This is a genomic window from Cellulomonas pasadenensis, assembly GCF_047229365.1.
Lineage (GTDB): Bacteria > Actinomycetota > Actinomycetes > Actinomycetales > Cellulomonadaceae > Cellulomonas.
Map to the genome: position 1 here is coordinate 1 of NZ_JBFTEP010000185.1, position 5,501 is coordinate 5,501.

The 5,501-nt window shown below is 80.1% G+C and carries 2 protein-coding genes; both read left to right on the forward strand.

Features of this window, described 5'->3' with window-relative positions; genetic code table 11:
- Positions 1–2,585: exodeoxyribonuclease V subunit gamma (locus tag AB6N23_RS17035; protein WP_412867168.1), on the forward strand; the 2,585-nt coding region annotated here is incomplete at its 5' end.
- Positions 2,586–2,596: 11 nt separating this feature from the next.
- The coding region (locus tag AB6N23_RS17040) for a UvrD-helicase domain-containing protein (RefSeq protein ID WP_412867169.1) at positions 2,597–5,501 on the forward strand (2,905 nt) is incomplete at its 3' end.

Below are 5,501 nucleotides of genomic sequence, written 5' to 3' on the forward strand. Positions count from 1 at the left end.
ACGCCACCGAGCTGGGCGTGCGCCTCGTCGCCCGCGCCGCCGCCGTCACGCACCACGCCGTGCCCGCGCCGCCGGCGACCGTCCTCGGGGCGCTGCAGGCCGCGCTGCGTGCCGACGCACGACCGGGGCGGCGGACCACCGTCGACCCCGACGACCGCACGGTCCAGGTGCACGCGTGCCACGGGCGCGCCCGTCAGGTCGAGGTGCTGCGCGAGGCGCTGCTGGGGCTGCTCGCCGACGACCCGACCCTGCAACCGCGGGACGTGGTGGTGCTCTGCCCGGACGTCGAGGCGTTCGCACCGCTGGTCGTCGCCGCCTTCGGTGCGGCCGCGCCCGCCGGCCCGCCCGACGGCGGGAGACAGGGCGGCCGGCACGGCGGTCGCCCCGACGACGTGCCCGCGCACCCGGGCCGCACGCTGCGCGTGCGCGTCGCCGACCGTGCGCCCGCGCGCACCAACCCCGTGCTGCGCGTGCTGGCCGACGTGCTCGCGCTCGCCGGGTCGCGCGTGACGGCGTCCGCCGTGCTCGACCTCGCGGACCTCGCGGCGGTCCGCCGGCGGTTCGGGCTCGACGACGCGGAGCTCGAGCGCGTGCGCGCGTGGACGCTCGCGTCGGGCGTGCGCTGGGGCGAGGACGTCGGCCGCCGCGCGCGGTACGGGCTGGGCGCCGTCGCGCAGGGCACGTGGCGGACCGGCACGGACCGGCTGCTGCTCGGCGTGGCGATGGCCGAGGAGGACCACCGGTTCGTCGGGTCGGCGCTGCCGCTGGACGACGTCGACAGCACCGAGGTCGACCTCGCCGGGCGGTTCGCGGAGCTCGTGGACCGGCTCACCGGGCTGCTCGCCGAGCTCGACGGCACGCGCCCCGCGGACGCGTGGTTCGCGACGCTCGCGCGCGCGGTCGTGCTGCTGACGGACGTCGCGCCCGAGGACGCCTGGCAGCTGGTCGAGGCGCGCACGGTGCTCGCCGACGCGCGGGCGGCGGCGGAGGGTCACGCCGACCTGCCCCTGCGCCTGGCGGACGTCGTCGCGCTGCTCGAGCCGCACCTCGCGGGCCGGCCGACGCGGGCCGGGTTCCGCACGGGCGCGCTCACCGTCTGCTCGCTGGAGCCCATGCGCGCCGTCCCGCACCGCGTCGTGGCGCTGCTCGGCATGGACGACGGCGTCTTCCCGCGCACGGCGCAGGGCGGCGGGGACGACGTGCTGGCGCGCGACCCGCTGGTGGGCGAGCGGGACCGCCGCGCGGAGGACCGCCAGCTCTTCCTCGACGCCGTGCTCGCGGCCGGCGACCACCTCGTGGTCGTGCACACGGGCGCCGACGAGCGCACGGGCGCCGCCCGACCGCCGGCCGTGCCCGTCGGCGAGCTGCTCGACGCGCTCGAGGAGACGGTGCGTCGCGCCGACGGGCGGCCCGTGCGGGACGCGCTCGTCGTGCAGCACCCGCTGCAGACGGTCGACGAGCGGAACTTCGTGGCCGGCGCGCTCGGCCGGCCCGGCCCGTTCAGCTTCGACGACGTCGACCGGCGCGCCGCCGCGGCCGCGCGCGGACCCCGCACGCCCCGCCCGCCGCTGCTCGTCGGCACGCTGCCGCCCCCGCCGCCCGACGCAGTCGACGGCGGTCGCGGCGGGCTCGGCGGCGCCGCGGGGGTCGTCGAGCTCGACGACCTCGTCGCCGCGCTCGAGCACCCGGTCCGCGCGTTCGTCCGGCAGCGGCTGCACGCCGTCGTCCCACGGGACGTCGACCAGCTCGACGACCGGCTGCCGTTGCGGCTCGAGCCCCTCGACGCGTGGGCGACCGGTGACCGGCTGCTCACCGCCGTCCTCGACGACGTCGACCTGGCCCGGGCCGCGGCGGCCGAGCGCCGGCGCGGTGACGTGCCCCCGGGCGCGCTGGGGTCGGCCGCGCTCGGCGAGGTCGGCGCGCACGTGGAGGCGGTCGCCGCCGCCGCGCGGCCCCTGCTCGCCGCGGCGCCCGCGACGGTCGACGTGACGGTGCCGCTGCTCGACGGACGCGTGCTCACCGGCACGGTCCCCGGCGTGCGGGGCGAGGTGCTGGTGCGTGCCGTCTACGCGCGGCTGGGGCCGAGGCACCGGCTGCGCGCGTGGGTCCAGCTGCTCGCGCTGGCCGGCGCGGCCGGCTCGCACGCCCCGGCGGTGCACGCCGCCGCCACGGTGGGCCGCGGGCCCGGCACGCGCCCGACCGCGACGACGTCGTGGTTGCGCGCCCCCGCGCCCGCGGTGGCGCGCGACGTGCTCGGCCGGCTCGTCGCCGTGCGCGACCGCGCGCTGTGCGCACCGCTCCCGCTGCCCACGGCGGCCGCGGCGACGTACGCGCGGCGCCGGCACGGCCACGACGACCCCGTGGGCGCGCTGGCGGACGCCGAGCAGACGTGGCGCGCGCGCCACGAGGACGAGGACGACCACCACCGCCTCGCGTGGGGCGACGGCGCCCGGCTCGCCGCCCTCGCGGGCGACCCGGAACCCGCCGACCGGGCCGCGTGGCCGGACGAGCCGACGCTCCTCGGCGCGCTCGCGCGCACGCTGTGGGAGGACCTGCTGCGCCACGAGACCGGGGGCCCGCCGTGACGGCCGCGCCCGTGACGACGCCCGTCTTCGACGTGTGCGGCCCGCTGCCCACCGGCACCACCGTCCTCGAAGCGAGCGCCGGCACGGGCAAGACGTTCACCATCGCCGCGCTCGCCACGCGGTGGGTCGCGGAGGGCCACGCCGAGCTGCCCGAGCTGCTGGTCGTGACGTTCGGCCGCGCCGCGACGAGCGAGCTCCGCGACCGCGTCCGCGAGCGCCTCGTGCGCACCGAGCGCGCGCTGCGGGACGCCGCCGCCCGCACCAGCGAGGACGCCCTCGTGCGGCACCTCGCCGCCGTGGACGACGCCGAGCTGGCGCGCCGGCGCGAGCGCCTGGCGGTCGCGCTGTCGCAGGTCGACGCCGCGACCATCACCACGACCCACGGGTTCTGCCGGCACGTGCTCCGCTCGCTCGGCACCGCGACGACGACGGGGGACGTGGACGCCGACGCGACGCTCCTGCCCGACGTGGCGGACCTCGAGGCGGAGGTCGTCGACGACCTGTACCTCGCCGCCTACGCGGGCACGTCCGCCCCTCCGCTCACCGTCGAGGAGGCGCGGCAGGTCGCGCGCGCCGCCGTCAGCGACCACGCGGCGACCCTCGCCCCCGACGACGCGGACCCCGGCAGCCCGCCCGACCACCGGTTCCGCCTGGCCCGCGCCGTGCGGCGCGAGCTCGTGCGGCGCAAGCGCGCCGGCCGGCTCGTCGACTACGACGACCTGCTCGTGCTGCTGCGCGACGCCCTGACGGACCCCGTGACCGGGCCGGACGCGGCCGCGCGCGTCCGGGCGCCGTACCGCGTCGTGCTCGTCGACGAGTTCCAGGACACCGACCCGGTGCAGTGGGACGTGCTGCGCACCGCGTTCCACGGTCACCGCACGCTCGTGCTCATCGGCGACCCGAAGCAGGCGATCTACGCGTTCCGCGGCGCCGACGTGCACACCTACCTCGCGGCGCGGGCGGTCGCGACCACGGCCACCCTGGGCAGGAGCTGGCGTGCCGACCCCGCCGTGCTCGCCGGGCTCGGCCACCTGCTCGGCGGCGCGGCCCTCGGCGACCCGCGCATCGTCGTGCACCCCGTCGAGGCCGGGCGGTCCGGCCGCCGGCTCGACGGCGGTGCCCCGGTGGTGCTCCGCCGCGTGGCCCGGCGTGCCGTCGGCACCGGCAGCGCCGCGCCGCGCGTCGACGTCGTCCGTGCGCTCGTGCACCGGGACGTCGCCGCGGAGGTGGTGCGCACCCTCGACGGCGCGCGCCTGCGCGACGGCGACGGGTGGCGGGCCGTGCGGCCCGGTGACGTGGCCGTGCTGGCCCGCCGCAACGCCGACGCGCTCGCCGTGCGGGACGCCCTCGTCGGGGCCGGCGTGCCCGCCGTGGTGTCCGGGCTCTCGAGCGTCTTCGCGACGCCGGCAGCACGGGAGTGGCTGGTGCTGCTGAGCGCGCTGGCCGGGACCGGCGACGCGGGCCGGGTCGCCGCGGCCGCGCTCACGCCGTTCGTCGGGTGGGACGCCCGGCGCCTCGCGGGCGCCGACGACGCCGAGCGCGAGGACCTCGCCGACCGGCTGCGCGGCTGGTCCCACGTCCTCGCCGGGCAGGGCGTCGCCGCCCTCGTCGAGGCGACGGCCGCCGCGGGCCTGCACGAGCGCCTGCTGCGCCGCGAGGACGGCGAGCGCGCGCTCACCGACACGCGGCACGTCGGCGAGGTGCTGCACGCGGCGGCCCGCGAGCGCGGGCTGGGTGCGGCGGCGCTGACGGAGTGGCTGCGCGCGCGCATCGACGAGGCCGCGGTCGACTACGCGGAGGAGCGCAGCCGGCGCCTCGAGACCGACGCGGCGGCCGTGCAGGTCGTCACGGTCCACGCCGCGAAGGGGCTCGAGTTCCCCGTGGTCCTGGTGCCGTTCGCATGGGACCGGTTCGTGCCGCGCGACCCGGCGGTGCTGCGGTACCACGACGCCGACGGCACCCGCCGGCTGCACGTGGGCGGCCGCGGCAGCCCCGGCTACGACGAGGCGCGCGCCCTGCACCAGGCGGAGGAGTCGGGCGAGGACCTGCGCCTGGCGTACGTGGCGCTCACGCGGGCGAGCAGCCGGGTGGTCGTCTGGTGGGCGCCGAGCACGGTGTCCGCCGCGGGGGCGGTCGGCCGCCTCGTGCTCGGCGCCCGGGACGCCGACGGCAGCCCGCCGGCGACCGTGCCGGTGCCCCGCGACGACCAGGCCGCGGCGGCGTTCGACGCGCTCGCCGCCCGCAGCGGCGGCACCGTCGTGCACGAGGTCGTCGACGCCGCGCCGCCGCGCGTGCGGTGGCAGCCGCCGGCGAGGGGCCGCGAGGCGCTCGACGTCGCGCGGCTGCGGCGCGACGTCGACACGACGTGGCGCCGGACGTCGTACTCCGGGCTCACGGCGGCCGCGCACGGCGGACCGCCCGGCGCCGCGGCACCGTCCGCCGCGGAGGAGGCTCCGGGGGTGGCCGACGAGCCGGAGGCACCCGGCATCCGCGACGAGCCGACCGGGCCGGTCACGCCGGTCGCGCCCGCCGCGCCGGCCGCGCGGAGCCGGTCCGGCCCGCCCGACGCCCGCGACGAGGGCCTCCTGCGCACGGTGCCCTCCCCCCTCGCCGACCTGCCCGGCGGCACCGCGTTCGGCACGCTCGTGCACGCCGTCCTGGAGGACGTCGACACCGCCGCGCCCGACCTCGCCGCGGAGCTGCTCGCCCGGTGCCGTCGCGCGGCACCGGGTGCGGGCGTGGACCCCGACCACCTCGCCGCAGCCCTCCTGCCGGTGCTGCGCACGCCCGGCGGACCGCTGCTGGGCGGCGCCGCGCTCGCGGACGTGCACCCGCGCGACCGGCTCGCCGAGCTCGAGTTCGAGCTGCCGCTCGCCGGCGGCGACGAGCCCCCGCCGACACCGGGCGCACCGGGAC